Origin of the sequence: Escherichia sp. WS2035 (genome assembly GCF_046487065.1) — a bacterium.
GTDB classification, from domain to species: domain Bacteria; phylum Pseudomonadota; class Gammaproteobacteria; order Enterobacterales; family Enterobacteriaceae; genus Escherichia; species Escherichia coli.
The window spans coordinates 1-726 of sequence record NZ_JBJQKD010000058.1 but is presented as its reverse complement, the minus strand read 5'-3'; the positions used below and the strand labels follow the sequence as shown (position 1 = coordinate 726).

Annotated in this window: 1 protein-coding gene; it reads left to right on the top strand. The window is 46.4% G+C overall.

What is annotated here, in order from left to right; translation table 11 throughout:
* Positions 1–106: 106 nt before the first annotated feature.
* Positions 107–726 (top strand): outer membrane protein (locus ACJHX4_RS26750; protein WP_410239926.1); only part of this gene is annotated, 620 nt, incomplete at its 3' end.

Below are 726 nucleotides of genomic sequence, written 5' to 3'. Positions count from 1 at the left end.
AAAAGTCTGGCTTCCGTAGTGTGGAGTGTTGAGGCTGCCTTTAGTCCGGTTTTTAAATATTAAAAATATATATTAAAATGATGATACAATAATGGAGATAATTGAAATGAAAAAGGTTTTTGCTGTTTCAGTGGTGGCCACAGCCTGTGTATTTGCAGCAAATGCAGGTGCTGAGGAAGGTAAAAGCGGTTTTTATCTGACCGGTAAAGCCGGTACCTCTGTGGTGTCACTTTCAGACCAGCATTTCCTGTCAGGAGATGAGGAAGAAACGTCAAAGTATAAAGGCGGCGATGACCATGATACGGTATTCAGTGGTGGTATCGCGGCTGGTTATGATTTTTATCCGCAGTTCAGTATTCCGGTTCGAACAGAACTGGAGTTTTACGCTCGTGGAAAAGCTGATTCGAAGTATAACGTAGATAAAGACAGCTGGTCAGGTGGTTACTGGCGTGATGACCTGAAGAATGAGGTGTCAGTCAACACACTAATGCTGAATGCGTACTATGACTTCCGGAATGACAGCGCATTCACACCATGGGTATCCGCAGGGATTGGCTACGCCAGAATTCACCAGAAAACAACCGGTATCAGTACCTGGGATTATGAGTACGGAAGCAGTGGTCGCGAATCGTTGTCACGTTCAGGCTCTGCTGACAACTTCGCATGGAGCCTTGGCGCGGGTGTCCGCTATGACGTAACCCCGGATATCGCTCTGGACCTCAGCTA